The organism is Streptomyces sp. NPDC059850 (assembly GCF_042731515.1).
Classification (GTDB): Bacteria; Actinomycetota; Actinomycetes; order Streptomycetales; family Streptomycetaceae; genus Streptomyces.
Window position 1 is genome coordinate 90,944 of sequence record NZ_JBHWJI010000009.1, and the last position, 25,672, is coordinate 116,615.

The window sequence follows — 25,672 nt, forward strand, 5'->3', positions numbered from 1 at the left end:
AAACTTTATCCTGAGCAAGTGAGGCTAGCCTAGCCTTACTTGCAACATTCCTTGGCAGGAACCTGCTCCGACCGCACATGGGCGCGGCCGATCGGCACGATGAGCGGCCGGTCGCCCACCGGGTCGTCGACGACCGCGGCACGCAGCCCGAACGCCTCGTCCAGCAGCTCGGCGGTGATCACGTCACGCGGATGTCCCTGCGCCAGGATCGCGCCCTCCCGCATCACGATGAGGTTGTCGCTGTAGCGGGTGGCGAGGTTGAGATCGTGCAGCACCATGACCACGGTGCGGCCCGATTCGTGCAGGTCGTCGACCAGGTCGAGCACATCGATCGCGTGGGCCAGGTCCAGGTAGGTGGTCGGCTCGTCGAGGAGCAGCAGATCGGTGCCCTGGGCCAGGGTCATCGAGATCCAGACGCGCTGCCGCTGCCCGCCGGACAGCGAGTCCACCGGGCGGTCGGCCAGATCCGCCACCCCGGTCATGGCCAGCGCGCGCTCCACCACCCCGGCGTCGTCCGACGACCACTGCCGCAGCCAGCTCTGGTGCGGATGACGCCCCCTGGCCACCAGGTCCGCCACCGTCAGCCCCTCCGGCGCGACCGGCGCCTGCGGCAGCAGGCCCAGCTTCTTCGCCACGTCCCGGGTCCTGAGCCGCGCGATGTCCTCGCCGTCCAGTACGACGCTCCCGCTGGCCGGTTTGAGCAGCCGGGTCAGGGTGCGCAGAAGCGTTGACTTCCCACAGCCGTTCGGCCCGATGATCGTGGTGATCACGCCCGGCGGAATCGCCACGTCCAGGCCGTCGATGACGCTCCGTCCGCCGTACCCGACCGTGACGCTCCTGGCCGCCAGCCGTGCGGAGCCCTGGGCCCCGGACTCGCTCTCGGTGCTGCGCTCGGCGCTCACAAGCCCCCCTGTATTCACGTGTGCCAACCTTCTTCTACCACCTATCCGAGGCATCTATGTGGGGCACCTATTTCAGGTTGGCCCGTACCAGCAGATAGACGAGGAAGGGGCCGCCGATCGCGGCGGTGACCACGCCGACCGGGAGCGTGATCGGCAGGGCCGTGCGCGCGGCCAGATCCGCGCCGATCAGCAGCAGCGCGCCCACCAGGCCGGAGGCCGCCAGCGGCGGTGTCGGGCATCGCGCGAGACGCATCGCCACCTGCGGCGCCACCAGCGCGACGAACGGCACAGGACCCGCCGCGCTCACCGCCACGCCGGCCAGCAGCACCGCGCACAGCAGCAGGACGGCCCGCACCAGCGAGTACCGGACGCCCAGGCCCGCGGCGACATCGTCGCCCAGGTGCATCGGCTTGAACTGGAACGCGACACAGGACACGACGGCCAGCAGGGCGAGCGTGCACCACAGCGCCGTATTGACCTCGTCCCACGACCGGTTGTCCAGCGAGCCGACCAGCCATGCCTGGGCCCGGGCCACGTCCTTGATGTCGGCGGTGACCAGCAGCCACGTCGTGATCGCCTCCATCACGGCGCTCACCGAGATGCCGATGAGGATGAGCCGGAAGCCGTCGATCCCGCGCCGCCACGCCAGGAAGTACACCAGCAGGCCCGTGCCGAGCCCGCCCGCGAGCGCCGCCGCCGACAGGCCCACGGCGCCTTCGATCGCCGCGGACGCCCCGCCCGACACCGTCACCAGGAACACCGAGACCGCCCCGGCGCCCCCGGTGATCCCCAGGATGTCCGGGCTGGCCAGCGGGTTGCGCGCGATGGACTGCGTGAGCGCCCCGGACACCCCCAGCGCGATCCCCACCACGAGCCCGGCCAGGGCGCGCGGCATCCGCAGATCCATGATGACGAACTCGTCGACCCGCTCGCCCCGGCCGAGGATCGTCCTGACCACCTGGGGCAGCCCGATGGGGAACTCCCCCACGCCGATGGACAGGCAGAACACCAGGAAGACCGCCGCCGCCAGCAGCAGCGTGACGCAGACCAGCCAGGGCCGCCACACGAACGACACCTGGCCGAGCCGCACGCCCGGCGCCACCGAGCGCTTCACATCCGCTCTCGCGTCCGTTCTCACATCTGTTCCGCTCATGCCGTCTTGAACTTTCCGAGCCACACCAGAACCGCGAAGAACGGGGCGCCGAGGAGAGCGACGAGCACACCCGCGTCCAGCTCGCCCGGCCGCACCACCAGGCGGCCCACGATGTCGCAGACGAGGAGGACGACGGCCCCGAGCAGCCCCGCGTACGGCACCAGCCAGCGGTAGTCCGGCCCGGTCAGATACCGGGCGATGTGGGCCACCATGAGTCCGAGGAACGCGATGGGGCCGCACGCCGCCGTCGCCGCGCCCGCCAGCAGGGTGATGGCGACGATGCCCACGGTCCGGCTCAGCGCGATGTTCACGCCCAGCCCCCGCGCCACGTCATCCCCCAGGTTGAGCAGGTTCATCGCGGGCAGCGTGGTCACCGCCAGCACCAGCCCGACGGCGATGAACGCGGTCACCGGCCAGATGACATCGAATCCGACCCCGGCCACCGAGCCCGCGTCCCAGAACCGCAGCGCGTTCAGCGACTTCTGGTCCGACAGCGCGATCGCCTTCGTCATCGCCGCGAGGAACACGGTGATGCCCTGCCCGGCCAGGGCGAGCGTCAGCGGATTGCCCGCACCCCGGCCGAGGCTCGCCAGCCCGAACACCACGACACCCGCGATCGCCGCGCCCAGGAAGCCGAACCAGACGTACTGGAACGGATTCTCGAACCCGAACACGGCGATCACCGACACCACGGCGAACGAGGCACCGGCGTTCACCCCCAGCAGGCCCGTGTCGGCGATCGGGTTCCGGGTGTACCCCTGGATCAGCGCACCGCCGACCCCCAGCGCGATGCCCGCCACGATCGCGAGCACCGTCCGGGGCACCCGCACGGTCCGCACGATGAGCCTGATCTCGGTGAGCCGCTGATCGGGCTCCGGCCCCGCGAACAGCCCGTGCCACACCTCGGCGGGGCTCAGCGCGCGCGCACCGACGGCCAGCGACACCGCCGCCACGGCCACCAGGACCGCCACGAGCGTGCCGAGCCCCACAACCCGCCGCCGACGGGCCTTCGTTACGCCCCTGGCCACGGGGCGCTCAATCGCAGTCGTGCCCATGTCTCAGTACGTCATCCTTCGTTCTGCGGTGGCCCGTGTACCACCGGTGACGCACTAGCGCGCGGTGCTGCCGACTCCATCGGCGACCGGCCGGGCCTCGGCCGACGCGGCTCCGGCGCCCCGGTCGAGGAGCGAGTCCAGGATCTCGCCGACCCTGATCGCGGTGTTGGACAGCAGGGACGACGTGATGCCGTGCGTATGCTCCGTGCCGCCCTGCAGATAGATACCACAGCGCAGACCGGGGTCGGTCGCTATGCGGTAATCCCGCTCCACGCGGACCCGGCCCTCGTCGTCACGCAGGCAGCTGTCCGCGACTTCGCCGAGGAGGCCGAGGGGGTCGACGGGGCTGTAGCCGGTGGCGAAGACCACGACATCCGCGTCCAGCAGCGTCTCCTCGCCGGTGACCAGGGACGTCACGGTGGCCCGTACCTGGGCGGGGGTCTCCTTGACGTCGGTGAGCCGGGAGACGTTGAGGAAGCGCAGCCGCTCGGCGCCCAGCACCTTCTCCTGGTAACTCTGCCGGTACAGGTCGTCGATCAGGTCGATGTCCACCACGGAGTAGTTGGTGTTGCCGTGGTAGTCCATCAGCCGCCGCTTGACGTCGTCGGGCGCCGCGAAGTAGTCGTCGACCGCCCCGGGATCGAAGATCCGGTTGGCGAAACCGCTGTCGTCGGCAGGGCTGTAGCCGTACCGGGAGAAGACCGCGCACACCTCGGCCCCGGGGAAGCGGCGGTGCAGATAGGCCACGTTCTCGGCGGCGCTCTGCCCGGCGCCCACGACGACGAACCGGGAGGGCGAGGTGCCCTCCAACCCATCGGCCTTGGCCAGGAGTTCGGAGGTATGCCAGACGCGGTCGCCGCGCTCCACGCCCTCCGGCATGAGGGGACGCAGCCCGGTGCCGATGACGAGGTTGCGGGCCCGGTGGACCTCCAGCCCCTCCCCCGAACGGACCGTCACGTCCAGGTACTCCACCGCTCCGTCCCGGACGACGGGCGCGACGCCGACCACCTCGTGGCCGTAGGAGACCATGTCCCCGACCTTGGCCGCGGCCCACTCGAAGTAGTCGTGGAACTCCACGCGCAGCGGGAAGAGGTTCTTGTGGTTGATGAAGTCGATCAACCGGCCCTTGCTCTGCAGATAGCAGAGGAAGCTGTACTCACTGGACGGGTTCCGCAGCGTCACCAGGTCCTTGAGGAAGGACACCTGCATGGTCGCGTCGTCGATCAGCATGCCACGGTGCCAGCCGAAGCGCGGCTGCTGCTCGAAGAAGTGAGCGCTGATCGCCTCCGGCCCTCCGGCGCGTGCGTTGTGCTCACCGATCGCGATCGCCATGGCCACATTGGACGGTCCGAAGCCGATGCCAATGAGGTCGTGAACCGGTAATGCGTCACCAGGAAGAACCCGTGACATGACACTCCCATCGTGCGGGGCCATCGCCTGTCAGGCGGTGAGAATGGTGCGTAAAAGGGGGCGCGCCGACGGAACGACACGCCAACAACTTAGGCGAGCCTAAGCTAAACACGTGAGGCTGTCGATAGCCGGAAACAATCAATCCGATACCCGCTCCGCCAACTGAGGCCCTAGATCGACCCGTTGCAGACTAAGGCAAGCCTTGCTTTACTTGCCCCGGTCATCCCCTGCTTCAAGGAGGAACCCCATGCGGGTCGTCATGTTCGGCTACCAGACCTGGGGGCACCGCACCCTGCAAGCCCTCCTGGACTCCGAACACGACGTGGTCCTGGTCGTGACGCATCCCAAGAGCGAGCACGCGTACGAGAAGATCTGGAGCGACTCCGTCGCCGACCTCGCCGAAGAGCACGGCGTCCCGGTCCTGATCCGCAACCGCCCCGACGACGACGAGCTGTTCGAGCGCCTCAAGGAGGCGGACGCGGACATCATCGTGGCGAACAACTGGCGGACCTGGATCCCCCCGCGCATCTTCGGCCTGCCGCGCCGCGGCACGCTCAACGTCCATGACTCGCTGCTGCCGAAGTACGCCGGTTTCTCGCCGCTGATCTGGGCCCTGATCAACGGCGAGCCCGAAGTGGGCGTGACCGCGCACATGATGAACGACGAACTCGACGCCGGTGACATCGTCCGGCAGGAGGCGGTCCCGGTGGGCCCCAAGGACACCACCACCGACCTCTTCCACAAGACCGTCGACCTCATCGCCCCGGTCACGATCGGCGCCCTCGACCTCATCGCCTCCGGGCAGACGGAGTTCACGAAGCAGGACCGGTCCCAGGCCACCTTCTTCCACAAGCGGTCCACCGAGGACATCCGCATCGACTGGACCTGGCCCGCGGAAGACCTCGAACGCCTGGTCCGCGCCCAGTCCGAGCCGTACCCCAGCACCTACACCTTCCACAAGGGCAAGCGGCTCGAAATCCTGGCCGCGGACGTGTCCCAGAACCGGTACGGCGGCACTCCCGGCCGCATCTTCTACCGCGAGGGCGACGGGGTGGTGATCGTCGCGGGAGCCGACGCCCGCACCGGCCGCAACCACGGCCTGGCCATCACCCGGGTACGGACCGAGGACGGCCACGAGCTGGCCGCCACCGAGTACTTCACCTCCATGGGCGGCTACCTCACCAGCCGCCCCTGAGCCGCGCGCCGGGCGTCGGGCGTCGGCGGCCTCGGGAGGGGTCCCGGGACCGCCGGGTTACAAACTCCGGGCCAGATTCCCTGTGAGGACCGGAGGTTTCCTTGATGAGTACGGTCATGCGCCGACGCGCCGCGACGACCGCCATGACGCTGACCCTGGCGGGTGCGCTGGGAGGCGGCCTGATGGCGCCGGTGGCGTACGGGGCCGGGCGGGGACCCTGTTACGACGGGCGGTGCACCATCACCGTGTCGAAGCCGCAGAGCATCAGCGTCCAGCGCGGCACGTTCGGGTTCGGGAAGCTGAACGTCACCCACATCAGCTCCCGGTCCGTGAAGTTCTCGGCCACCAGCGGTGGCACGCGTCTGGGCGGCAGCGCCAGTCCGGGGAGCACGGTCCAGCTGAACAACCTGAGGATCTGGGTGAAGTCGGCCTCGGGTCACAAGGCCAGGCTGGTCCTCTCCCGCACCTGGTAGCGGCCGCACGGGCGTGGCCCCGTACCCGGTCCTGCCGGGTACGGGGCCACCCATGCTCATGGGTTCAGAGGTCGGCCGCGGCGCCGCGCAGATTCTTGGCGGCCAGGGCCAGCCCCTCGGTCTGCGAGTAGGCGGCGTCCTCGTGTTCGATGTTCACGGCCATGTCCGGGTTGACCTCCGCGAGGGTGCGCAGGAACTCCGTCCAGTAGGCGGTGTCATGTCCGAGGCCGACCGCGACGAACTTCCACGCCGGGTCCTTGGGCCACGCGTTGCACCAGAAGCCGTAGCCGGTGGGCACCTTGCCGGGGGCGTCAGCGGGCACGCGGGTGAACGACGAGTCCAGTACGCCGCGGATGTCGGCGCCGGGGCAGAGCGTCGCGTCCTTCGCCGCGGCGTGGAACACCAGCGGGCCGAGCCACTTGATGGACGCCACGATGTCCATGCCCTGCCACATCAGATGCGAGGGGTCCATCTCCGCGCCGACGTTGGTGGCGCCGGTCTCGTCGACCAGCCGCTTCAGGGTGACCGGGGAGAACACCACATTGTGCGGGTGCATCTCGACGGCCACCCGGACGTCGTTCTCCCGGGCCAGCGCGTCGATCTCCTTCCAGAACTCGACGGCCACGCCCCACTGGTAGTCCAGGACGTCCATGTAGACGCCGTCCCACGGGTTCACGACCCAGGAGGGGTACTTGGCGTCGGGGTCGGAGCCCGGTGTGCCGGACATGGTGACCACGTGCTTCACCCCGAGCAGGCCCGCGAGCCGGATGGTGCGGCGCAGGTCGTCGGCGTGTTTCGGGCCGACCCCGGGGAGCGGATTGAGCGGGTTGCCGTTGCAGTTGAGGCCGGTCAGCTCCATGCCCCGGTCGGCGAAGGTGGCCAGGTACTCCTCGCGTGCCGTGGCCGAGGACAGCAGCAGGTCGACCGGGCAGTGCGGGGCGGGAATGAAGCCACCGGTGTTGACCTCCACGGAGGTCAGCCCGTTCTCCTTGAGCATGTCGAGGGCCTCGGTGAGCGTGCGGTCGTGCAGACAGGCGGTGTAAGCGCCGAGCTTGAGAGCCATGGGTATCTCCTACGTAATGGGGGTGGTCAGGAGGTGGCCGGGATGGTGACGGCGGAACCGCCGCTGTGGGAGGACTCGACGATGGCGCGGATGATCTCCATGGTCCGCAGCCCGTCGGCGAAGGTGGCGCAGGCCGGCAGCGGGTCGGTGACGCCCGCGACCTGGTCGAGGAAGGCCCGCGCCTGGTACGTGAACATCTCGGCGTTGCCGCCGCCCACGCCCGGCGCCTCCATCGGGTAGCCGCCCTTGAAGTACGGCATCTGCGGACCCGCGATGATGTGGCGCGCGCCACGGGTACGGGCGTCCGGCTGGGCGTCGTCGAAGAGGTACTCGGCGGGCCGGTGCTGGTCGAACGCCGCCCGGCCGCCGAGCCCCACGACATCGAAGGCGAGCCCGTTGGGCAGCCCGAAGGCGGTGCGCGACAGCGAGAAGGTGCCCACGAGACCGGACTCGAAGCGCGCGGTGAAGGACGCGGTGTCCTCGTTCTCGACCTCGCCGAACTCGTCGGAGACGGGGGCGGCGTTGTGTCCGACGACCGCGCCGAGCGGCAGCGGCCGCTTGGGGATCTGCGTCGACAGCGAGGCGCCGGAGACCGCGGCGATGGGACCGGCGATGTACTCGGCGGCGTCGATCACGTGCGCGCCGACGTCCCCGAGCGCGCCGGAGCCGGGGCCGCCCTTGAAGCGCCAGCTCAGCGGGCCGTTCGGGTCGGTGGCGTAGTCGCACCAGTAGCGGCCGCTGAACAGCGTGAGGTCGCCCAGCTCACCGCGCTGGACGTGGTCGCGGATGGCGGAGATGGCGGGAGAGCGCCGGAAGGTGTACCCGACGGCCGTCACGACATCGGCGGTGCGCTCCAGCTCGGCCATCGCGCGGGCGTCGTCCAGCGTTCCGGCCAGGGGCTTCTCGCACAGCACGTGCTTGCCCGCGGCGACCAGGGCCTCGGCGATGGGGCGGTGCAGATCGTTGCCGACGACGATGCTGACGGCGTCGATCGTCGGGTCCTCGGCCACGGCCTCCCAGCTGGGGAGCGCCTTCTCGTAGCCGTACCGGCGGGCGGCGTCCTCGCCGAGTGCGACGTTGGCGTCGGCTATGGCGGCCAGCCGGACCGGCGGCAGGCCGGCCGCGAAGACCGTGTTGACGTTGCGGTAACCGGCGGCGTGGGTGCGGCCGGCCATGCCGGCTCCGATTACCGCGACGGACAGGGGCTTGCCGGACGTGGCCATGGATATGCCTTTCAGCGTGGAGTGGGTGGTCGGGCTGGTCGATGTGGTGGGGGTGGTCAGTCGGCGGACTGGCCACGGAAGTGGGCCTCGATGGCTTCCATCGAGCGGCCTCGGGTCTCGGGGACGGTGCGCAGGTAGTAGAAGATGGTGGCGACGTTGACCGCCGCGAAGAGCAGGAACGTGGCACCGCCGACGGCGGCGATCAGTGGCGGGAAGACCAGGGTCACGACGAAGTTGGCGGTCCAGGTGCCGAACACGGCCATGCCCATCGCGAAGCCCCGCAGCCGGAGCGGGAAGATCTCGGAGAGCATCAGCCAGAACACGGTCGCGACGCACCCCTGCATGAACAGCAGGAACGTCAGCATGGACGCCAGGACGAGGTAGCTGCGGGCGGCCGATTCGGGCAGCACCAGGAAGCAGAAGGCGATCAGCACCAGCGAGGCGGTGACGCCGATCTGCCCGGTCAGCAGCATCGGGCGCCGCCCGTACCGGCCCAGCAGCCACATGCCGGTGGAGACGGCGAGCACCGCGACGACGCCGTTGGCGATGGTGGCGGTCAGCGCGGCCTGGGTGCCGAGCCCGGTGTCCAGCAGGATCGTCGGCGCGAAGTACATGATGGAGTTGACGCCGGTGAGCTGGGTCAGCGTGGCGAGCGCGAAGCCGAACAGCACCAGGCGCCGTACCCACGGAGTGCGCAGGTCGCCCCAACTCGCCTTCGGTTCACCGGCGTCTGTCATGACGCGCCGCTTGATCTCGGCGAACTCCGGCTCGACCGCCTGCGGGTCACGGATGAGGCCCAGGGTGCGGGCGGCGTCCTCGAAGCGGCCTCGGGAGGCGAGCCAGCGCGGTGACTCGGGCACGAACAGCATGCCGATCCACAGCAGCACGGCCGGGATGGTGGCCAGCGCGAGCATCCAGCGCCAGACGCTCCCCTCCCCCACGGTCTTCGCGATGACCGCGTTCGAGGTGTAGGCCAGCAGCTGGCCGGTCACGATCATCAGCTCGTTCTGGGTGACCAGGCGGCCGCGGTGTGCGGCGGGGGCCAGTTCGGCGATGAAGACCGGCACGGTGGCGGACGCGCCGCCGACGGCGAGCCCGAGCAGGACCCGGAAGAGCACCATCACCACGAGGTCCGGTGCGAGCGCGGTGCCGAGCGCGCCGATGAAGAACAGTACGGCGAGCCCGAGGATCGCCCGCTTGCGCCCGTACCGGTCGGACAGGCGCCCGCCGTACAGCGCGCCGAACGCGGCCCCCGCCACCAGGGAGGACGCGACGATCCCCTCGGTCAGCGGGTTGAGTCCGAGCCCGCCCCGCTCGGCGGAGAGGGCCATGAAGGGGAGCGCGCCGGAGATGACGCCGGTGTCGTAGCCGAAGAGGAGTCCGCCGAAGGTGGCGATGATGGTGATGACGCGCAGTCTTCGGTAGACCTTCGGCGAGGCGTGGTCCGTGACGGCGTTGCTCTGTGTGGGGGCCTGGGGCGTGTCGTCCCTGACGTCCATGGCCACCTCCTAGGTTGGTGTGCGGGTGTCGTGGGCTTCCCGTGACGCGTCAGTGGGATGTGGGGAAGGTGAAACCGGCCGTGTCCTGCTGGGCGGGCTGCGGCCAGCGGCTGGTGACGACCTTGGGGCGGGTGTAGAAGCGGATGCCCTCGGGGCCGTGGATGGGCGAGTCGCCGATGAGCGAGTCCTTCCAGCCCCCGAAGGAGTAGTACGACATCGGCACGGGCACCGGCACGTTGACGCCGATCATGCCGACCCTGACCCGGCGCTGGAAGCGGCGGGCGGCCTCGCCGGAGCCGGTGAACAGGGCGGTTCCATTGCCGTACGGATTGGCGTTGATGAGGTCGATGGCCTTGTCCAGGGTGTCGACGCGGACGACCGCGAGGACCGGGCCGAACAGCTCCTCCCGGTACGCGTCCATCCCGGCGGTGACGTGGTCCAGCAGGGACGGGCCGGTGAAGAAGCCCGCGGCGCACTCGGGGTGACCGTCGAGCTTCAGCCCGCGGCCGTCCACGACGACGGTGGCGCCCTGGGCGGCGGCGGTGCCGACGGCGTTCTCGACGCGCTCCCGCGCGGCCTGGGTGACCAGCGGTCCCATGTCGGTGCCGGGGGCGTCGCCGGGGCCGACCTTTACCTCGCGGGCCTTGCGCTCCAGGGCCTCGACCAGCCCGTCGGCCGACGTTCCCACCGCGACGGCCACCGAGACTGCCATGCAGCGCTCACCGGCGGATCCGTAGGCGCCCGCCGTGATGTGGTCGGCGGCGAACTCCAGGTCGGCGTCGGGGAGGACGACGGCGTGGTTCTTGGCGCCGCCGAGCGCCTGGACCCGCTTGCCGGTCCTGGTGGCGGTCTCGTGCACGTACGTGGCGATCGGGGTCGATCCGACGAAGGAGACCGCCTCGATGCCGGGGTGGCCGAGGATCGCGTCGACCGCCTCCTTGTCCCCGTGGACGACGTTGAAGACGCCGTCCGGAAGACCGGCCCGCCGGTACAGCTCCGCCACGAAGTTCGCGGCCGACGGGTCGCGTTCGCTGGGCTTGAGGAGGAAGGTGTTGCCGGTGGCGATGGCCACCGGGTGCATCCACAGCGGCACCATGGCGGGGAAGTTGAACGGGGTGATGCCCGCCACCACGCCCAGCGGCTGCCGGAAGTCGTGCACGTCCACGCCGCGCGACACCTGGTCGGAGAAGCCGCCCTTGAGGACTTCGCCGAGACCGCAGGCGAACTCCACGACCTCCCGGCCGCGCACGATCTCGCCGCGCGCGTCGTCGACCGTCTTGCCGTGCTCGGCCGAGATGATCCGTCCCAGCTCTTCCTCGTGCTCCACGAGCAGCTGCCGGAAGGCGAACATCACCTGGGTGCGCCGGGTGAGCGAGGACTCCGACCACTCCAGAGAGGCCCGCGCGGCGGCGGTGACCGCGGCGTCGACGTCGGCGGAGCCGCCGAGGGCGACCCGGGCCTGCTCCTGCCCGGTGGCCGGGTTGAACACCGGCGCGGTGCGGGGGCCCGCGCCCGGGGCCGGGGATCCGTCGATCCAGTGCTGAATGGTCTTCACGGGGGTGTCCTTACAGGTAGTGCCGCTGGGTGAGCTTGTGGGCGGCGTACGTCTCGTACGCGGCGCGGGTGGAGTCCAGGGCGGACGTCTGGCTGACCGGCACGTCCCACCAGCCGTGGCCGGGAGGGTTGGGTCCGTAGAGGTCGGTCTCGACGTGCACCACGGTCGTACGGGTGGCGGCCTTGGCCTTCTCCATCGCGGTGCGGAACCCGTCGACGGTCGTGGCGTGCAGGACGTCGGCGCCGAGGGAGGAGGCGTTGGTGGCGAGGTCGACGGGCAGGACATCGCCGTCGAGGAGTCCCGAATCCCCGTCGCGAAAGCGGTACTTGGTGCCGAACCGCTGTGAGCCGAGCGCCTCGGAGAGCGACCCGATGGACGCGAAACCGTGGTTCTGGACGAGGACGACGATGACCTTCAGGCCCTCGCTGACCATGGTCGCGATCTCCTGGGCCATCATCAGGTACGAGCCGTCTCCGACGAGGACGACCACCTCGCGCGACGGATCGGCCATCTTCGCGCCGAGGCCCGCGGCGACCTCGTAGCCCATGCAGGAGTACGCGTACTCGACGTGGTAGGCCTTCGGGTCCCGCGCCCGCCACAGCTGCTGGAGGTCGCCGGGCATGGAACCGGCGGCGTTGATGACCACGTCGCGGTCGCCGAGTGCCTGGTTGAGCGCGCCGAGGATCTCCGTCTGGGCGGGCCGGGGGCCATGGCCTCGGTGGAAGCACACCTCCTCGATCTCCCGGGTGCGGGCGATGAGGTGGCGGGTCCGGTCCCGGTACGCCTCGTCCGTCCGCCAGCCCGTGAGTGCCGCCGTCAGCGCCTCGATGCCGAGCCGGGCGTCGGCCACCAGCGGCTCCGCCGAGTGCTTCACGGCGTCGAGGCGGGCCACGTTGAGGTTGACGAACGTGACGTCCGGGTTACCGAAGACGGTGTGGCTGGCGGTGGTGAAGTCGGAGTAGCGGGTGCCGATACCGAGGACGACATCGGCCTCCTTCGCCAGCTCGTTCGCCGCGTACGCGCCGGTCGAGCCGATGCCGCCCACCGCGCACGGGTGGTCCCAGGGCACGGCGCCCTTGCCCGCGTGGGTGTCCGCGACCGGGATGCCGGTGGCCTCGGCGAAGGCGCACAGCCGGGACCGGGCGTCGGAGTAGACGACGCCGCCACCGGCCACGATCAGCGGCTTCCTGGCGTTCCGCAGCAGCCGTGCGGCCCGCTCGACGGCGGCCGGTTCCGGCAGCGGGCGGCCCACGTGCCAGACCCGGCGCCGGAAGAAGGACACCGGCCACTCGAAGCTCTCCGCCTGGACGTCCTGCGGCAGCGCCAGCGTGACGGCGCCGGTTTCCACCGGGTCGGTCAGCACCCGCATGGCGGCCAGGACGGCCGGGATGAGCTGTTCCGGACGGGACACCCGGTCGAAGTACTTGGACACGGAGCGGAAGGCGTCGTTGACGGTGACGTCCCCGCCTCGGCTGTCCTCCAGCTGCTGGAGCACCGGGTCGGCGGCCCGGGTGGCGAACATGTCGCTCGGCAGCAGCAGGACCGGCAGGCGGTTGGTCGTGGCGAGCGCGGCGCCGGTGAGCATGTTGGTGGAACCGGGCCCGGTGGACGCCGTGCAGGCGAAGGCCGCGAGCCGGTCGCGCATCTTCGCGTACGCCACCGACGCGTGCACCATGCCTTGTTCGTTGCGCGCGAGGTAGTACGGGAGGTCGGCTTCCCGGGTGACGGCCGCCTGGAGCAGCGCCTGCCCGATCCCGGCCACGTTGCCGTGGCCGAAGATGCCCCAGACGCCGGGGATCAGCCGCTGCTCCCGGCCGTCGCGCTCGCTGTACTGGTTCGCCAGGAAGCGGACCAGGGCCTGGGCCGTGGTGAGACGGATCGTGGTGGGGGCGGTCACAGCAGGCTCACCGCCCGGTCCACGGCGCCGGCCACATCGCCGTCCGGGGGGTAGAGCAGGGAGCGGCCCACGACCAGGCCCTGCGCGGTCGGGAGCTTCAGGGCCCTGCCCCAGGACGCGAACGCCGCGTCGGGGTCGGTGACCTGGCCGCCCAGCAGCAGCGCGGGCAGCGTCGAGGCGGACAGCACCCGCTCCATGTCGCCCACGACGGGCAGCTTGAGCCAGGTGTAGGCGGTGCGGCGGCCGAGTCCGGAGGCGATGGTGATGGATGTGATGACGGCGTCGGGACACAGGTCGTTGTGGATCCGCCCGTCCTTCCAGACGCTGAGGAACGGCTCCACCATCGCGATCAGGTGGCGGTCGTTCAGCTCGTCCACCGCACGGGCGGTGTTCTCCAGCGCCGCCGGGGTCGCGGGGTCGTCGAGGGCGATGCGGGTGAGCATCTTGCCGCCCTCGAAGCCCATGGCGGCGATGGTCTCGGCGTCGTAGCCGGTGAACCGGTCGTCGATCTCGAAGGCCGATCCGGCGAGCCCGGCCCGGTTCATGGAGCCGAACACGTTCTTGCCGTCGAGGACGCCGAGCAGCAGCAGGTCCTCCAGGATGTCGGCGGTGGCCAGCACTCCGGTGACACCGGGCCGGTCCAGGGCCGTGCACAGGCGGTCCAGCAGCGCGCGGCGGTCGGCCATGGCGCTGGGGTCGCCGCCGACGCCGTTGGCGCCGCGCGCCGGATGGTCGGCTGCGATGATCATGGCTTTGCCGTGCTCGCCGAGCAGCGAGGTGGGCTTGCGCCGTCGTACGGCGGCGGCCGCGATGGCGCCGGGGTCGTTGACCCGGGCCCCCACGATCCGGCTCACGTTGTCGGACAGCACGTCGTCACACCTTTCGCTGGGGGTCGTCGGAGGTGGCGGGGCTCGCGGAGCGGAGCTTCGCCTCCACCTCGGCCTCCGTGGGCATGGCGTCGGAGCAGGCCAGGCGCCCGGCGACGAGGGCGCCCGCGGCGTTGGCGAAGGCGATCGTGCGGCCGGTGTCCCAGCCGGACAGCAGGCCGTGGCAGAGCGCGCCGCCGAAGGCGTCCCCCGCGCCGAGGCCGTTGACGACGTCCACCGGAACGGGCGGTATCTCGGCGGCCGAGCCGTCGCGGCCGACGGCCAGCACCCCCTTGGGGCCCTGCTTCACCACGGCCAGCTCCACACCGGCGGCGAGCAGCGCCTTCGCGGCGGCGTACGGCTCGCGTTCACCGGTCGCCACCTCGCACTCGTCGAGGTTGCCGACGGCCACGGTGGTGTGCCGCAGGGCCTCGGCGTAGTACGCCCGCGCCTGCTCGGGAGCGTTCCAGAACATCGGGCGCCAGTCGAGGTCGAAGACCGTCGTCCCCGCCTTCGCCCGGTGGGCGAGCGCGGCGAGGGTGGCCGAGCGGCTCGGTTCGTCGCACAGCCCCGTGCCGGTGACCCAGAAGATCCGGGCTTCGCGCACGGCGTCGAGGTCCAGTTCGCCGGGGCGGATGTCGAGGTCGGGGGCCTTCGGCAGCCGGTAGAAGTACAGCGGGAAGTCGTCCGGCGGGAAGATCTCGCAGAAGGTCACCGGGGTCGGCGCGATGTCCGACGTACCGACGTGGCGGGTGTCGACGCCGTAGCCGGTCAGCGCGGTGCGGACGAAGTCCCCGAACGGGTCACGGCCCGTCTTGGTGATCACGGCGGAGGGGTGGCCGAAGCGGGCCGCGGCGACGGCGACGTTGCTCGGGCTGCCGCCCAGGTACTTGCCGAACGACGTGACCTCCGCCAGCCCCACGCCGGTCTGGAGCGGATACACATCCACTCCCACCCGGCCCATGGTCAGCAGTTCCAACGGCATAACGCGGTGTCCCTTCGATTCTGCGGGCCCGGGGGGATGGCGGAGTTAAAGCGCTTTAAACGCGCCTACGACGAGTACGATGCCCTCGCGTAAATGTCATGTCAATAGGTTGTCACTACGGTGTTGCGCGACCGGGAGGCGACGCGGCGGCGGATGCCGTGAGGTCCGCCGCTTCGGGGAGCTTCGCCACGTCGACGCCGTGGACCGGCGCCAACTCGTGCTTGAGTGCGGCCAGTTCGGCGCCGCCCGCCATGTGGTTGGTCAGCTCTTCGAGACTGACCTCGCTGCGGTCGGCGCTGAGTTCGAGGGTGCCGAGGCGCAGCACGCTGAAGTGGTCGCCGACCATGTAGGCGTGGTGCGGGTTGTGGGTGATGAAGATGACGCCGAGCCCGCGGGCGCGGGCGGCGGCGATGTACTTCAGCACCACGCCGGACTGCTTCACACCGAGGGCCGCGGTCGGTTCGTCCAGGATCAGCACCCGGGCGCCGAAGTAGACGGCGCGGGCGATCGCCACGCACTGGCGCTGGCCACCGGAGAGGGTGCCGATGGGCTGCTCCAAGTCGTCCAGGACGATGCCCATATTGCGCAGTTCCTCATCGGCGGTCTTCTTCATCCGGCCGATGCTGAGGCGGCGGAGCGGCCAGGGTCCTGTGGTCATCTCGGAGCCGAGGAAGAAGTTGCGCCACACCGGCATGAGCGGGACGGTCGCCAGGTCCTGGTAGACGGTGGCGATGCCCTTGCCGAGTGCCTCGCGCGGGGTGGTGAAGCGCACCGGTCCGCCGTCGACCAGGAACTCGCCCTCGGTGTGCTGGTGCAGCCCGGAGATGATCTTGATGAGGGTGGACTTCCCGGCGCCGTTGTCGCCGAGGACGCAGGTCACCCTGGAAGGGCGGACGGCGAGGTCGACGCCGTGCAGTGCGCGGACGTTGCCGTAGGACTTGCCCGCCGCGCGCAGTTCGACGACGGGGCGGTCGTCCGCAGGCGAAGTGTCCTCGGCTTGGGTAGTGGTCGCGTCAGTGGTCATGGGGTCACCTCCGGGTCGCCGTGCGGCGGACCCACAGATTGATCAGGGCGGCGCCGAGCAGCATCACGCCGAGGAACGCCTTGAACCAGTCGGGGTTCCACCCGGCGTAGACGATGCCCTGCTGCACCATGCCGAACATGAAGGCGCCGAAGACCGGGCCGATCGCGGAGCCGTAGCCACCGGTCAGCAGGCAGCCGCCGATCACCGCCGCGGCGATGTAGATGAACTCCTGGCCCACGCCCTCGCCGGACTGCACGGTGTTGAAGGAGAACAGGTTGTGCATGCCGACGAACCAGGCGCCGAAGCCGACCAGCATGAACAGCGAGATCTTGGTGAAGGTCACCGGGACACCGACCGCGCGGGCAGACTCCTTGTTGCCGCCGACCGCGAAGATCCAGTTGCCGTATTTGGTGCGGAGCAGCACCCAGGTGGCCAGGGCCGCGAAGACCAGCCACCAGACGACGGTGATCTTCACTTGGGCGCCGCCGACGTCGAACGACGAGGCGAATACCGCCCTGGCCTGGTCGAAGCCCTCCATCGTGCTGATGTCGTCGGTCGAGACATTGCTGGTGACCAGCTTGGTGACCGCGAGGTTCGCGCCCTGGAGGATCAGGAAGGTGCCGAGGGTGACCAGGAAGCTCGGCAGTCCCGTCCTGACCAGCATCCAGCCGTTGAACATGCCGACCGCCAGCGACACCACCAGGGCGATGATCACGCCCGACCACACGTTCAGGGTCAGCTGATAGCTGAGCATGCTGGCGGTGAGCGCCGAGGTGATCACGGCGACGCCGGACGACAGGTCGAACTCGCCGCCGATCATCAGGAGCGCCACCGGCAGCGCCATGATGCCGATCGTCGACGACTGGTACAGGATGTTGGCCATCGAACCGGCGTCGCGGACCGGCGGTGCAGCGATGAGGAAGAACACGAACACGGCGACGGCGCCGAGGAAGACCCCGACCTCCGGCTGGGCGAGCAGCCGGAACGCGAGGGAGCGCCGTGCGGTCCGGCCGCCGCTCGGCCGGGATCCGGGAGCCGGGGGTGTGCTGACCGCCGGGGCTGCCTGCTGGGCCATGCTCATCACCGGTTGCCCTTCGCGGCGAACGTGGCGACGGTGTCGACGTTGGACTTGTCGACGAAGGCCGGGCCGGTCAGCACGGGCTGCTCGCCGCCGCCGCTGTAGTTGCCGTTGTTCTTGTAGAGCCACAGCGAGTCGATGGCCAAGTAGCCCTGGAGATAGGGCTGTTGGTCGACGGCGAACTGGACCGTGCCCTTCTCGATGGCGGAGATGAGGTCCTTGTTGAGGTCGAAGGTCGCCACCTTCGCCTTGCTGCCCGCCTCGGACGCCGCCTGCGCGGCGGTGATCGCGAACGGGGCCCCGAGCGTGACCACTTCGTCGATGGACTTGTCCTGCGAGAGCTTGGCGTTGATGGTCGACTTCACCGAGGGCATGTCGGTGCCGTTGACATAGAGGATGTCGGTCTTGCCGCTGAAGGTCTTCTTCACCCCGGCGCAGCGCTCTTCGAGGTTGACGTCCCCCTGGGCCTGGATGACGCACAGGGCGTGCTTGGCGCCGGTGGTGTTGATTTTACTGCCGAGCGCCTGGCCGGAGACGGACTCGTCCTGGCCGAAGAAGGACAGCAGGCCCTGCTTCTTCCACACGGACAGACCGGCGTTGAAGCCGACGACCGGGATCCCGGCCTTCTCAGCCTTGGCCACCACGGCCTTCATGGCGTCCGGCTTGGCCAGGGTGACGGCTATGCCGTCGACCTTCTGGTCGATCGCGTTCTGCACCAGGTTGGCCTGGTCGCCCGCGCTCTCGTCGTTGGAGTAGATGAGCTTGACGTTGTCCTTGGCGGCGGCGGCCTGGGCACCCTTGCGGATGGTGTCCCAGAAGGTGTCACCGGAGGGCGCGTGGGTAACCATCGCGATCGTCATGCGGGGAGTGGATGCCTTGCCCGCGGACACGTTGCTTCCGGCCTCTTCGGCCTTCTTCCCACCGGAGCTGCTGGAACAGCCCGCGAGGATCAGGGCGGCCGAGGCGGCCACGGCGGGGACGGCTCTTCGGGAACGGGAGCGGGATCGGGATCGGGAAACGCGGTTCATGGCTCGTGCACCTCACTGTGCGACGGGACGGGGAGGAGAGGGAGAGCAGACCGAAGCCGGGCGTGCGCGCCGTGCGGATCTCGCACGCGCGGGGCCGGTTTCGCGGGAAACAACCAGGAGCGGTCAAGAGCGATTAAAGCGCTTTAAGTGCTGGTACTATCGACTCGTTTCAAGAGCGTGTCAAGGCGTTGCACGAGGAGATCGCTGTCCGGGAGTGTCCGGGAGGTACAGGTGGACGAGGTCGATTCCGAGCGACGCCAGAACGGCGCGAACAAGCGCCCCCGGCTCGAGGACGTGGCGGCCCGCGTAGGCGTGTCCACCGCGTCCGTCTCCCTCGTACTGCGCGGTGTGTCCGGACCCAGTGAGCGCACCCGGCAGCGGGTCCTGAAAGCCGCCGCCGAACTCGGCTACCAGGCGGACCGCACCGCCAGCCTGCTCGCCAGCAGGCGCACCCGGCTGCTCGGGGTCATGGTCGACGTGCACAGCCCGTTCCACGCCGAACTGGTCGACTATCTGCACTCCGCTGCCGAGGAGGTCGGCTACGACCTCGTCCTCAGCACGCTGACCCGGACCCGCGACGAGCACACCGCCGTGGAAACCCTGCTGGCCTTCCGCAGCGAGGCCCTGATCCTCCTCGGCCCCACCTCTCCCGCCGACACCCTCGCCGCCCTCGACCGCAAGTCCCCGGTGATCGTCGTCGGCCGCCGGATCACCGACGAGCAACTGGACGTGGTCCGCACCGCGGACGACGACGGAGTCGGCCAGATCGTCGACCACTTGGTGGGCCTCGGCCACCGTGCCATCGCCTACGTCGACGGCGGCAAGGGCGTCATCGCCACCGACCGGCGCCGCGGCTACCGCACCGCCATGCGCCGCCACGGGCTGGACCCGCACATCAGGATCCTGCGCGGCGACAACACCGAGGCGGCCGGTGAGCGCGCCGCCCGCCACCTCCTCGACGGGGCCACCCTGCCCACCGCCGTGGTCGCCTTCAACGACCAGTGCGCCATCGGTGTCCTGGCCGCCCTCTCCCGCGCGGGTGTCGCCGTCCCCGGCGAGGTGTCCGTGGCCGGATACGACGACGACACGCTCTCCCGGCTGAGCTGCTTCAACCTGACCACGGTCAGCCAGAACGCCGAGGAACAGGCCCGCCACGCGGTGGCCGCCGCCGTCGAACGCCTCGACCGGGGCCGCACCGACCCCCGCGAGGTCGTCCTCAGCCCGCAGCTCGTCGTACGCGGCACGGTGGCCGCACCCGCCTGACCCGCCACGTACACACATCCGCACACGACAAGGGACTCCCGGCGCGCCCTGCGCACCGGGAGTCCCTCATTGCCACGCGGCAGAGTGCCTCAGATCAGGACTGGGGGCGGCTGCCGTGGTTGGCGCCGTTCTTCCGACGGGCCTTCTTCTTGCGACGTCGCTTCGACGACATGTCGCCCTCCTTCCAACGATGCTCTACCTGTGCCGATCACTTCGGTGTTGCCACGTGGTGATCATGGCGCGCGTACCCAGCCCGCCACGCCTCACCCGTCATTTCATTGTGAAGCACCTCACGGTCCGGTGTCGGGGGCCAGCCACCACCTGACGTGGTACATCCCCCCTCAGGTGGGTACATGCCATGGTGTGCGCTGGCTGAGCGACATCCGGACAGCGATAGCGTTCGCCCTGGTGGGGCCGCTGATCGTTTCGCTGGCGCTGGTGCCGTTCCGTACTGTCTTCCCCCGGACCGACGCGGCTCTGGTGCTGGTGGCCGTGGTGGTGGCCGTGGCCGCGCTGGGTTTCCGGAGCGCCGGTGTGATCGCGGCGCTGTCGGCCACCATCTGGTTCGACTTCTTCCTGACCCGCCCGTGGAGCGCGCTGTCCGTCACCAGCGCCCAGGAGGGGTGGACGGCCGCCCTGCTGCTCGGCATCGGTCTCGCCGTCTCGGAGTTGGCGGTACGCGCCCTCAGCCAGCGCGACCGGGCGCAGGCGGCGCAGCGGCGCCTCGGGCTGCTGCATGACGCCGGGACGGCCATCGGCGCCACGCTCGACGCGCGGCGGACCGCGCAGGAGCTGGCGCAGGTGGCGGCGGGCCGGTTCGCCGATTTCGTCACCGTCGATCTGGCGGTGTGCGTACTGGCCGGGGAGGAGGCGCCCTCGGACGCTGCCACGCACGTGCGCAGGGTGGCCCTGGCCGGGGTTCGCGACGATCATCCGCTGCTCCCCGTGGGCGGGCCGCCCCGGCTGGCCCTGTGCGGGGCGCGGTCCCGTGGCTCGCCGTACGGACAGCCGCGACTCGAACCCGATGTGCGGGCCCGCGCCGACTGGCAGGCGCTGGTCCCCGAGGACACCGGGGCGGTGCTGGAGTACGGCATGCGCTCGCTGATCACGGCTCCGATGCGGGCGCGGGGCAGTGTGCTGGGAACGGTCTGCTTCTGGCGTACGCGGGACACCCCGCCCTTCACCGACGGCGATCTGTCCGACGCCGGGGAACTGGCCGCCAAGGCCGCCGTGGCCATCGACAACGCGCGCCGCTACACCCGTGAGCGGGCCACCGCGCTGGCGCTGCAGCGCAATCTGCTGCCCCAGCATCTGCCCGGGCAGACGGCCGTCGATGTGGCCTCCCGCTATCTGCCCGCGGATTCGCGGGCCGGAGTGGGCGGCGACTGGTTCGATGCGATCCCACTGTCCGGCAGCCGAGTGGCTCTCGTCGTCGGGGACGTGGTCGGCCACGGCATCAACGCGTCCGCCACCATGGGACGGCTGCGCACCGCCGTGCGCACCCTGGCCGATGTCGATCTGCCACCCGACGAACTCCTCACCCACCTCGACGATCTGGTCGTCCACCTCACCGATGACGAGGTCCTGGAGGCGGACGCGGACGCGACGGCCAACGGCGGGGTGGGGGCGACCTGCCTGTACGCGGTCTACGACCCGGTCTCCCGGCACTGCGCGCTCGCCTCGGCAGGCCACCCGCTGCCCGTCCTCGTCACCCCCGGCGGCCGCGCCGATCTGGTGCGCGGCTTCACCGGACCGCCGCTCGGCGTGGGCGGCCTCCCCTTCGAGACCACCGAGCTGGACCTGACCGCGGGCAGTGTCCTCGCCCTGTACTCCGACGGTCTGGTGCGCTCCAGCGACCGCGACATCGACGCGGGTCTGACCAAACTGTGCGACGCCCTGTCGGTGCCGGAGACCTCGCTGAACGCGGCCTGCGAGAGCGTTCTGCGCGCGCTGGCGGACGACCGCCCGGCGGACGACATCACCCTGCTGCTCGCCCGTACCCGCGCCCTGGCCCCCGACCGGGTCGCCGACTGGGAGATCGCCGCCGACCCGGCCCTGGTCGTGCAGGCCCGGAAGCTGGCCGTGGAGCAGCTCGACGCGTGGGGGCTGTGGGATCTGGCGTTCATCACCGAGCTGCTGGTCAGCGAGCTGGTCACCAATGCCATCCGCTACGGCGCCGCGCCGATCCGCCTGCGGCTGATCCGCGACCGCAAGCTGATCTGCGAGGTGTCCGACGCCAGCAGCACCACACCCCATCTGCGCCGCACCCGCGTCTACGACGAGGGCGGCCGTGGCCTGGTGCTCGTGGCGCGGCTCAGCCACAACTGGGGGACCCGCCAGACCACCGCCGGGAAGACCATCTGGTGCGAGCAGCGGCTGCCGGACACTAGCCCAGCTTCTTGAGCAGTTCGGTGGCGAGGGCGGCGGACGAGGCGGGGTTCTGGCCGGTGACCACGTTGCGGTCGACCTCGACGTGCGGCGCCCACGCGTCGCCCACCTCGACGGTGAGCCCGGCCTCGGTCAGCCGGTCCTGCAGCAGCCACTTGGCGTTGTCGGCGCTGCCCGCCAGCTGCTCCTCGGCGTTGGTGAAGGCGGTGATCCGGTACCCGGCGTAGGCGTTGGTGCTGTCCTCCTTGACGGCGGCCAGCAGCGCGGCCGGGCCGTGGCACACCACGCCCACCGGCAGCCCGGACTCCACCGCCCGCGTCAGCAGGCGCCCGCTGTCGGCGTCGACCGCGAGGTCTTCCATGGGGCCGTGGCCGCCGGGGACATACACCGCGTCGAAGTCCTCCAGCCGCACCTCGGCGAGGACGGCGGGCCGCTGGAACTCGGCGGCGGTCTCCACCACCTTGGCGAGCCGCGCGGCCTCCTCGGCGCCACCGGCGGCCTCCGGTGCCAGGCTGACGGCGTCGACGGGCGAGACCACACCGCCCGGAGTGGCCACGGTGACCTCATGCCCGGCGGCCTTGAAGGCCTCCAGCGGGACGACGGCCTCTTCCGCCCAGAAACCCGTGGGGTGCGTGCTGCCGTCCGCCAGTGTCCACACGTCGGCGCCGGTCATCACAAAAAGAATCTTCGCCATGGTTCTCTCCTCAGCGGTGTCGCGTTGCCTCCCCCGCACACTAGGTCCGGTGATCGTTGAAAGCCCAATCAACGTGTCGCTCCCCGGCGCCCAGGAGCAGATGCCAGCCCGGGGTGTAGGCGCTGTGCAGCACCAGCGACGCCGCGCCGACGGCGCCGACCGCGTCCCCGATGAGGCTCGGCTCGATGGCGATGGTGCGGACGGCACGGGCGATGGAACGGTCGTTGACCCACGTGTCCATCGCGCGGCGGACCGTCTCCTCGATATCGCGCAGCGCCTCGCCACCGAGCACGATGCGGCGCACATCGAGCAGGTTCACCGCGGTCACCGCCGCCCGGCCGATGCGCTCCGCCGCCCCTTCGACCGCCTCGGCGGCGTACGGGTCGCCCTTCGCCGCGGCGGCGCACAGCCTGCTCCAGTCGGCGCGGGTCCGCTTCGGGTCCAGGGTCAGGCCGAGCCGTTCGGCCTCGGGGCGGCCGTATTGGGTGGCGAACGCGGCGAGGACCGCGTGGGGTGCCGCGTACGCCTCCAGGCAGCCGTGCGCACCGCAGTGGCACGCGGCCCCGCCTGACTCCACCACGACATGGCCGAACTCGCCCGCGTTGCCGGAGTTTCCCCGCAGCACCGAGTCCGCGAGCATGATCCCGCCACCGATCCCCGCGCCCACGTACACGAAGAGGAAGTCGCCCGCCCGGTCCGCGCCTCCTGCCCAGCGCTCCCCTATCGCGGCGGCGGTGGCGTCGTTGTCCATCACCACGGGCAGCCCGGTCGCCTCGGCCAGCAGATCCGCGAGGGGAACGTGGTGCCACGAGGGGAAGTTGGGCGGGTCGAGCACCATGCCACGCCGGTTGTCTATCGGCCCGGGCACGGCCACGCCGAGCCCGAGCACCCGGCCCGGCTCCACGCCCGACTGCCTGATCAGCGCCTTCACCCCGCGGCCCACCTCCCGCACCAGCCGGTTCGGGTCGGTCTCGGACGAGGTGCGCAGCCTGCGGCGGCGCAGCACCCGGCCGGACAGGTCGAGCAGGACGGCCACCGTGGTGTCGGGGTCGAGATGGACGCCGACGGCGTACGCGGCCTCCGGGCGCAGCGACAGCAGCGTGCGCGGTTTGCCACCGCGGGACGGGGCCTGGCCGGTCTCCTGGATCAGTCCCTCGCCGAGCAGTCTGCGCACCACGTTGGAGACGGTCTGGTTGGTGAGGCCGGTGGCCTGGGCCAGCTCGACCCGGCTCACGGATGTCCTTCTGCGCACGGCGTCCAGTACGACGGCGCGGTTGTATCCCCCGACCCGGGGGAGGTTGGTGCCCGTCCGCATGCGCCTGCGTGCCTCCGTCCGGTCTTCTGGGGCGACAGCGCCCCGCGTGGCCGTGCCCGGTCGCGCGGGGCTTTGAAGGTACCGGAGAAATCGTGACGCGCACCCGTTGACTTCATCAATCCATTGGATTTACTTTTCCGCACAACAGCACCACCGCCCTTGTTCCGCGAGGGCTTCTCCTCCTGGGGAGCATCCGTGAAAGCGCACCACCTCAGACCCCTTCTCATAGCCTCCTTGAGCGGACCTCTCGTCCTGCCGCTCGCCGCGTGTGGAAACAACAGCGCCTCCGGGTCCGGCGACACAATCAAGATCGCCTACCAGCGCAACATGGACAACAAGACCCGGATCATGGACAACTATCTGGCCGTGGTGAAGAAGCAATTCGAGAAGGCCAATCCCGGCAAGAAGGTCCAGCTGGTACCCATCCAGGCGGCGGAGAACGACTACTACTCCAAGATCCAGCTGATGATGCGCTCACCCCGCACCGCTCCGGACCTGGTCTACGAGGACACCTTCCTCATCAATTCCGACATCGCCAGCGGCTATCTGCGCCCGCTGGACGGCTATCTGAAGGACTGGGCGGACTGGAACCAGTTCGTGCCGACCGCGAAGGCCGCCGCCAAGGCGCAGGACGGCAAGACGTACGGCGTTCCGGACGGCACCGACACCCGCGGGCTGTGGTACAACAAGCAGCTCTTCAAGAAGGCCGGACTGCCGACCGACTGGCAGCCGAAGAGCTGGGACGACGTGCTCGACGCGGCCCGCGCCATCAAGAAGAAGCTCCCCGGGGTCACCCCGCTCAACGTCTACACGGGCAAGGCCGCGGGCGAGGCCACCAGCATGCAGGGCTTCGAGATGCTGCTCTACGGCACGGGCAAGGACCCGCTGTACGAGCCGTCGTCGAAGAAGTGGGTCGTCGGCAGCAAGGGCATCACCGACTCGCTCGGTTTCGTACAGAAGGTGTTCAAAGAGAAGCTCGGCCCCGACGTCGAGGACGCGCTCGACGCCAACTTCGGCAATACGGTGGCCACCGAGCTGCTGCCGAGCGGCAAGCTCGCGATCAACCTCGACGGGTCCTGGCTGGGCAACAACTGGATCAAGACCGGCGGCAAGCCGTGGCCGCAGTGGTCGACGGTGCTGGGCCAGGCCGCCATGCCGACCCAGACGGGTGACGCGCCCGGCAAGGTCAGCCTCTCCGGCGGCTGGACCTGGGCCATTCCGACCAAGGCCCAGAACCCGGACCTGGCCTGGAAGTTCATCAAGACCTTGCAGACGAAGGACAACGCGGCCGAGTACGACGTGCGCAGCGCCAACATCGCCGTGCGCAAGGACGTGGCCGCCGATCCCGCGTACCAGAAGTCGATGCCCGGTATCGACTTCTTCACCGGGCTGGTCAAGTACACGTACTACCGCCCCGCGCTGCCCGCCTACCCGAAGGTGTCGACGGCGATCCAGGAAGCCATGGAAGCCGTGACGACCGGTGAGGCGAGCCCGCAAAAGGCCGCGAAGACGTACGCGGACGCGGTGAAGAGCGCGACCGACGGCGCGACCGTGGACCGCGCGGGCGGGTGAGGTTACCGGTGGCCACACTGTCCGGCCCGGGTGC

General features: G+C 70.2%; 22 protein-coding genes. 5 read left to right on the forward strand and 17 right to left on the reverse strand.

The window, feature by feature from the left end:
* Positions 1 to 35: 35 nt before the first annotated feature.
* The 4 genes from ACFV9T_RS09730 to ACFV9T_RS09745 all read right to left on the reverse strand — a co-directional run bounded on the left by ACFV9T_RS09730 (position 36) and on the right by ACFV9T_RS09745 (position 4,520).
* The gene (locus ACFV9T_RS09730; protein ID WP_385438007.1) at positions 36 to 902 is read right to left on the reverse strand and encodes an ABC transporter ATP-binding protein; all 867 of its coding nucleotides are present in this window, start codon (positions 900 to 902) and stop codon (positions 36 to 38) included.
* 67 nt (positions 903 to 969) lie between these two features.
* On the reverse strand, positions 970 to 2,055 hold the full coding sequence (locus tag ACFV9T_RS09735) for a FecCD family ABC transporter permease (protein WP_385438009.1): 1,086 nt from the start codon (positions 2,053 to 2,055) through the stop codon (positions 970 to 972).
* Positions 2,052 to 3,110 (reverse strand): FecCD family ABC transporter permease, encoded by a 1,059-nt coding sequence (locus ACFV9T_RS09740; RefSeq protein ID WP_385438011.1) that lies wholly within the window; start codon positions 3,108 to 3,110, stop codon positions 2,052 to 2,054. Before ACFV9T_RS09740 ends, ACFV9T_RS09735 begins: the two co-directional genes overlap by 4 nt.
* 54 nt (positions 3,111 to 3,164) lie before the next feature.
* Positions 3,165 to 4,520 carry a lysine N(6)-hydroxylase/L-ornithine N(5)-oxygenase family protein gene (locus ACFV9T_RS09745; RefSeq protein ID WP_385438014.1) on the reverse strand — a complete coding sequence of 452 codons (1,356 nt, stop codon included), beginning with the start codon at positions 4,518 to 4,520 and terminating at the stop codon, positions 3,165 to 3,167.
* A 247-nt stretch (positions 4,521 to 4,767) separates the two neighbouring features.
* On the opposite strand from ACFV9T_RS09745, the gene ACFV9T_RS09750 reads away from it, so the two are divergent.
* On the forward strand, positions 4,768 to 5,715 hold the full coding sequence (locus tag ACFV9T_RS09750) for a methionyl-tRNA formyltransferase (protein WP_385438016.1): 948 nt from the start codon (positions 4,768 to 4,770) through the stop codon (positions 5,713 to 5,715).
* 104 nt (positions 5,716 to 5,819) lie between these two features.
* Positions 5,820 to 6,188 carry a hypothetical protein gene (locus ACFV9T_RS09755; RefSeq protein WP_385438017.1) on the forward strand — a complete coding sequence of 123 codons (369 nt, stop codon included), beginning with the start codon at positions 5,820 to 5,822 and terminating at the stop codon, positions 6,186 to 6,188.
* Between the two features lie 64 nt (positions 6,189 to 6,252).
* On the opposite strand, the gene ACFV9T_RS09760 is transcribed toward ACFV9T_RS09755, so the two are convergent.
* From ACFV9T_RS09760 to ACFV9T_RS09805, 10 genes are all read right to left on the reverse strand, one after another.
* On the reverse strand, positions 6,253 to 7,251 hold the full coding sequence (locus ACFV9T_RS09760; RefSeq protein WP_385438020.1) for a sugar phosphate isomerase/epimerase family protein: 999 nt from the start codon (positions 7,249 to 7,251) through the stop codon (positions 6,253 to 6,255).
* A 26-nt stretch (positions 7,252 to 7,277) separates the two neighbouring features.
* Positions 7,278 to 8,474 (reverse strand): Gfo/Idh/MocA family protein, encoded by a 1,197-nt coding sequence (locus ACFV9T_RS09765; RefSeq protein ID WP_385438022.1) that lies wholly within the window; start codon positions 8,472 to 8,474, stop codon positions 7,278 to 7,280.
* A gap of 56 nt (positions 8,475 to 8,530) precedes the next feature.
* Positions 8,531 to 9,973 (reverse strand): sugar porter family MFS transporter, encoded by a 1,443-nt coding sequence (locus ACFV9T_RS09770; RefSeq protein ID WP_385438024.1) that lies wholly within the window; start codon positions 9,971 to 9,973, stop codon positions 8,531 to 8,533.
* Positions 9,974 to 10,022: 49 nt separating this feature from the next.
* On the reverse strand, positions 10,023 to 11,528 hold the full coding sequence (locus ACFV9T_RS09775) for a CoA-acylating methylmalonate-semialdehyde dehydrogenase (RefSeq protein WP_385438027.1): 1,506 nt from the start codon (positions 11,526 to 11,528) through the stop codon (positions 10,023 to 10,025).
* 10 nt (positions 11,529 to 11,538) lie between these two features.
* Positions 11,539 to 13,425, reverse strand: a complete 1,887-nt coding sequence (gene iolD / locus ACFV9T_RS09780) for a 3D-(3,5/4)-trihydroxycyclohexane-1,2-dione acylhydrolase (decyclizing) (protein ID WP_385438030.1) — start codon at positions 13,423 to 13,425, stop codon at positions 11,539 to 11,541.
* On the reverse strand, positions 13,422 to 14,294 hold the full coding sequence (locus ACFV9T_RS09785) for an aldolase (protein WP_385438032.1): 873 nt from the start codon (positions 14,292 to 14,294) through the stop codon (positions 13,422 to 13,424). Before ACFV9T_RS09785 ends, iolD begins: the two co-directional genes overlap by 4 nt.
* 4 nt (positions 14,295 to 14,298) lie before the next feature.
* Complete coding sequence (iolC, locus tag ACFV9T_RS09790) at positions 14,299 to 15,276, reverse strand: 5-dehydro-2-deoxygluconokinase (RefSeq protein WP_385438034.1); 978 nt, start codon at positions 15,274 to 15,276, stop codon at positions 14,299 to 14,301.
* A gap of 115 nt (positions 15,277 to 15,391) precedes the next feature.
* A complete protein-coding gene (locus ACFV9T_RS09795; RefSeq protein ID WP_385438037.1) occupies positions 15,392 to 16,300 on the reverse strand; it encodes an ATP-binding cassette domain-containing protein in 909 nt (302 codons plus the stop codon).
* A gap of 4 nt (positions 16,301 to 16,304) precedes the next feature.
* Positions 16,305 to 17,381, reverse strand: coding sequence for an ABC transporter permease (locus ACFV9T_RS09800; protein WP_385438039.1), 1,077 nt, complete (start codon positions 17,379 to 17,381; stop codon positions 16,305 to 16,307).
* Positions 17,381 to 18,406, reverse strand: a complete 1,026-nt coding sequence (locus ACFV9T_RS09805; RefSeq protein ID WP_385438040.1) for a sugar ABC transporter substrate-binding protein — start codon at positions 18,404 to 18,406, stop codon at positions 17,381 to 17,383. Before ACFV9T_RS09805 ends, ACFV9T_RS09800 begins: the two co-directional genes overlap by 1 nt.
* 231 nt (positions 18,407 to 18,637) lie before the next feature.
* Here ACFV9T_RS09805 and ACFV9T_RS09810 point away from each other — a divergent pair, with 231 nt between their 5' ends.
* Complete coding sequence (locus ACFV9T_RS09810; RefSeq protein WP_385438042.1) at positions 18,638 to 19,669, forward strand: LacI family DNA-binding transcriptional regulator; 1,032 nt, start codon at positions 18,638 to 18,640, stop codon at positions 19,667 to 19,669.
* Positions 19,670 to 19,763: 94 nt separating this feature from the next.
* On the opposite strand, the gene ACFV9T_RS09815 is transcribed toward ACFV9T_RS09810, so the two are convergent.
* Positions 19,764 to 19,841 (reverse strand): 50S ribosomal protein bL37, encoded by a 78-nt coding sequence (locus ACFV9T_RS09815; protein WP_370443954.1) that lies wholly within the window; start codon positions 19,839 to 19,841, stop codon positions 19,764 to 19,766.
* 191 nt (positions 19,842 to 20,032) lie between these two features.
* Here ACFV9T_RS09815 and ACFV9T_RS09820 point away from each other — a divergent pair, with 191 nt between their 5' ends.
* Entirely contained in the window at positions 20,033 to 22,072 is a 2,040-nt protein-coding gene (locus ACFV9T_RS09820) for a SpoIIE family protein phosphatase (RefSeq protein WP_385438044.1), read from the forward strand.
* Here ACFV9T_RS09820 and ACFV9T_RS09825 read toward each other — a convergent pair.
* Together ACFV9T_RS09825 and ACFV9T_RS09830 are read right to left on the reverse strand one after the other, a co-directional pair.
* Positions 22,056 to 22,751, reverse strand: a complete 696-nt coding sequence (locus ACFV9T_RS09825; protein ID WP_385438046.1) for a type 1 glutamine amidotransferase domain-containing protein — start codon at positions 22,749 to 22,751, stop codon at positions 22,056 to 22,058. The two genes, ACFV9T_RS09820 and ACFV9T_RS09825, sit on opposite strands and share 17 nt — an antisense overlap.
* A gap of 40 nt (positions 22,752 to 22,791) precedes the next feature.
* On the reverse strand, positions 22,792 to 24,066 hold the full coding sequence (locus ACFV9T_RS09830) for an ROK family protein (RefSeq protein ID WP_385438048.1): 1,275 nt from the start codon (positions 24,064 to 24,066) through the stop codon (positions 22,792 to 22,794).
* A gap of 234 nt (positions 24,067 to 24,300) precedes the next feature.
* On the opposite strand from ACFV9T_RS09830, the gene ACFV9T_RS09835 reads away from it, so the two are divergent.
* A complete protein-coding gene (locus ACFV9T_RS09835; protein WP_385438050.1) occupies positions 24,301 to 25,638 on the forward strand; it encodes an ABC transporter substrate-binding protein in 1,338 nt (445 codons plus the stop codon).
* Positions 25,639 to 25,672 lie beyond the last annotated feature (34 nt).